The sequence below is a fragment of the Peribacillus sp. genome, from assembly GCF_059453735.1.
Window position 1 is genome coordinate 1 of sequence record NZ_JAZVJO010000021.1, and the last position, 3,407, is coordinate 3,407.

Below are 3,407 nucleotides of genomic sequence, written 5' to 3' on the forward strand. Positions count from 1 at the left end.
TAGAAAAACAAGCTCAGAAATGGCGAAAGCCAGCCTGAGCTTGTTTTTCTATATGAATGAGGGGGGTATATGGTTAATCTATTCAACATAAAACGATTTATTCTTATTTGAACCTTTAATTCAGCCACTCGATACCCCCTACCGTATCCTTCCTTTTAAAATGACTCTATTTCTTAATCCTGTCGGGAATCTCGGGGGGATTTTGATTGAATTGCAGCAGGAAAATGTGATACCCCCGTCTACGAGTGGTTAGACAGCTTATCCCATCACTGCTTAGTAAAGCATAGGAGAAGTCAGCTGCTGATCAATCATTAACTGATCCAGACTTTTAAACACGTATCCTTGTTTTTTCAAATCGGTAATAATGGAGTCTAAGGCTTCGGCATTATCTTTAGAGACGGTATGCAAAAGCATGATGGCCCCCGGATGAATCTGCTTCATCACTTCATTATATGCATACTTAGCACCTCGTTGTTGATCAACAACCCAATCCCTGTAAGCAAGTGACCAAAATACATGGGTATAGCCTTCTTCCTTTGCTACCGCCATCGTTCGTTCATTAAATACGCCGCGCGGTGGACGAAGGTAGTTCATTGTTTTCTGTCCGGTTAATTTTTCTGTTTCTTCTTTCACCCGTCTTAACTCTTGGCGGATTACTTCATCTGACGAACGGCTCATATCTGGATGTGTCCACGAATGATTACCAACAATATGGTTTTCTTTTACCATTCTGACAACCAACTCAGGAGCTGTTTTTAAGTAATGACCTGTGATAAAAAACGCTGCGGGAACATGCTGACGCCGCAGTACATTTAAGATATCTCCTGTATATCCATTTTCATAGCCATTATCAAACGTTAAATAAATCTCCTTTTTCCCAGGATCTCCTTTATAAATAGCAGCGGATTTTTTGATCATGTTTTCAAACTTTGTACCAGCATCGGCCGGCTGTCCATTTTTTCCTTTATTAAAGCCCCATCCATACGAATCGGCAACTGCATTTACAGTAACTGGCAGACACAAACAGATGGCCAGTGTCAAAATGCTGATTTTCTTCAATAGCTTGTTCCTCCCGATTTCTTTTTTCTCTTATTGTTTGAAAAAGGGAGAATCCTATACATTTTCATGATACATAAAAACCATTCCTCAGTAGAGAAATGGCTGAATGAAAATTATAATGGATGGTTCGTTCTATTTATTAAAGCTCTAATACCCCGCCAAATAAGGACAAAAGCAAACACTATAACCACTACGACACCGAGTGTAGTCAACACAACCTCGATGCTGGCAAAAATTGTTCCAGCTAAAGCAAGCCTAATTAAGGCAAAACCAGCTAACATAGCCGCAAAGAACACTACTGTAAGCGAATCCATAGGTATCCCTCCTTTCTCTTCACTATATGTTTAATTTAGAATCTGCGCTTCAATAAAAGTAAAAGTCTAGAAATAATTTGGATCGTCTGCATATACCTCTATATAGGGGGGATTTTATTGGCGCAGTTTTTGCTTGTTACGATTGGATTTATTATATGTCTCGGTTTACTGGGAAGTGTTTTTTTCTTTGCATTAAGATCTGGACTCGATCGCAGTGATTCATCACGCATCGATCCTTTTCCTAATATTGAAAGTAAAGAAGTGTATGAAAAAAAAGAAGAGTAGAAAAGAAACGCCAGCACATCTCGCTTTAGACTGTAGACAAACTCGTGATCTTTAAAATCGAGATGTTGATTTCCATTCCATGCGCTTCGCTTTCCGCGGGCGGGCGGTGAGCCACATCAATGCTTACGCTCCTGCGGGGTCTCACCTATCCCGCTGTTCCCGCAGGAGTCTTCACGCCTGAAACGAAAATCAACTGAATTTCTAAACTTAAGAGTAAAAGGCCTATTTATAAATAAAATAGAATTTTGAAGTGATAAGGAGTATTTTCGAAATGGTCACACTAGACCAGCTTGTTCCAGCAGGCCTATTTGGTCCGAATAATGCAAAAGAGGTTTGGAATGAAACCATTCCGAACCTCTTTTTTCTACAAACTGAAGCGCCAACACATGGCGCTTCTTTCATTTAATTAAAGACAGGTTCTTTAAATTGAGACAGCTTTTCGAGTGATGACTGATCGACATCACGATGCAAACTATTCCCATGCGAATCCATCGTAACAACTGCCGTAAAACCTTCTACATTTAAATGCCACATGGCTTCCGGGATACCGAATTGCATGAGATCAACACCATCAACCGACTTGATACAGTCTGCATAATACTGAGCGGCACCGCCAATTGCGTTTAGATACACGCCGCCATGTTCTTCTAAAGCAGCAAGTGTTTTTGGTCCCATACCGCCTTTACCAATTACAGCGCGTATTCCGAAACGCTTCATAATATCTCCTTGATATGGTTCTTCACGAATACTCGTTGTCGGACCAGCTGCTTTAACATGCCACTTACCTTCATTATCCTTAAGCATAACCGGACCGCAGTGATAAATGATTTGGCCATCTAAATCAACAGGTGCTTCATTTGTAGAAAGATATTTATGAATGGCATCACGGCCTGTGTACATTCGACCGCTAATATGAACCACATCGCCAACTTTTAATTCACGGATTTTCTCTTCTGTAATAGGTGCTTGAAGTACGATTTCACGGCCTGTATCAGCAGGCTTTTCAGATGTTGCAGCCATTTCTAGTCCCGCACTTTCAAGTTCTTTTTCAGCAGCAAAATCAATAGTTTCTCCTTCTTGATAAAGCCAGTCATTAATAGCCCCTGTTTCTGCATGAACCTCTACGCCCAAACGACGGAAAGCCCAGCAATTATACGCAACAGATACAAAGAAACTAGCTGGAATACGATGCATAACGCCGATTTTACAACCTAGCAGCGTAGTTTCGCCGCCAAAGCCCATCGTGCCAATCCCTAATTCATTTGCTTTTTCTACTATGTATTCTTCTAATTTACGTAGATCTTCGTGTGGGTTTACATCTTCTGAGTTTCTGAATAGCTGCTGTTTAGCAAGATCATAACCAGCCGATCGGTCGCCGCCAATTCCTACTCCAATAAATCCAGCACTACAGCCCTGGCCCTGCGCCTGATACACAGAATGAAGGATACATTTACGAATCCCATCTAAATCACGGCCAGCACGTCCTAGTCCTTCTAATTCACAAGGTAGACTGTATTGGATATTTTTATTTTCACAGCCGCCGCCTTTTAAAATAAGACGGACATCTATATAATCTTTTTCCCATTGCTCAAACTTCATCACCGGTAAGCCAAGTCCTAAATTATCACCGCTGTTTTCTCCAGTTAATGAATCAACAGCATTCGGGCGCAGCTTCCCAGCCTTCGTTGCTAAAATAAGTGCGTTTTTAATTGCTTGTTTTATTTCCAGCTGATTTACTCCAACCGGCGT

At 41.1% G+C, this 3,407-nt stretch carries 5 protein-coding genes; 2 read left to right on the forward strand and 3 right to left on the reverse strand.

All coding sequences use genetic code 11. From position 1 onward, the window contains the following. Positions 1-273 precede the first annotated feature (273 nt). Together pdaA and AC52RT_RS00660 are read right to left on the reverse strand one after the other, a co-directional pair. Entirely contained in the window at positions 274-1,059 is a 786-nt protein-coding gene (pdaA, locus tag AC52RT_RS00655) for a delta-lactam-biosynthetic de-N-acetylase (protein WP_495538966.1), read from the reverse strand. 113 nt (positions 1,060-1,172) lie between these two features. Further along, on the reverse strand, positions 1,173-1,373 hold the full coding sequence (locus AC52RT_RS00660; RefSeq protein WP_495538967.1) for a hypothetical protein: 201 nt from the start codon (positions 1,371-1,373) through the stop codon (positions 1,173-1,175). Between the two features lie 117 nt (positions 1,374-1,490). Here AC52RT_RS00660 and AC52RT_RS00665 point away from each other — a divergent pair, with 117 nt between their 5' ends. Both AC52RT_RS00665 and AC52RT_RS00670 read left to right on the forward strand, forming a co-directional pair. Further along, complete coding sequence (locus AC52RT_RS00665; RefSeq protein ID WP_495538968.1) at positions 1,491-1,658, forward strand: hypothetical protein; 168 nt, start codon at positions 1,491-1,493, stop codon at positions 1,656-1,658. A 271-nt stretch (positions 1,659-1,929) separates the two neighbouring features. Continuing rightward, entirely contained in the window at positions 1,930-2,064 is a 135-nt protein-coding gene (locus AC52RT_RS00670) for a hypothetical protein (protein WP_495538969.1), read from the forward strand. Here the strand turns inward: AC52RT_RS00670 and AC52RT_RS00675 are convergent. Beyond that, positions 2,061-3,407, reverse strand: a 1,347-nt coding sequence (locus AC52RT_RS00675) for a FumA C-terminus/TtdB family hydratase beta subunit (RefSeq protein WP_495538970.1), incomplete at its 5' end; no start/stop codon positions are given. The two genes, AC52RT_RS00670 and AC52RT_RS00675, sit on opposite strands and share 4 nt — an antisense overlap.

What these genes read in the sequence shown, in the direction of transcription:
- AC52RT_RS00660 (WP_495538967.1), bottom strand. Translation starts at nt 1,373, where the DNA reads ATGGATTCGCTTACAGTAGTGTTCTTTGCGGCTATGTTAGCTGGTTTT.
- AC52RT_RS00670 (WP_495538969.1), top strand. Translation starts at nt 1,930, where the DNA reads ATGGTCACACTAGACCAGCTTGTTCCAGCAGGCCTATTTGGTCCGAAT.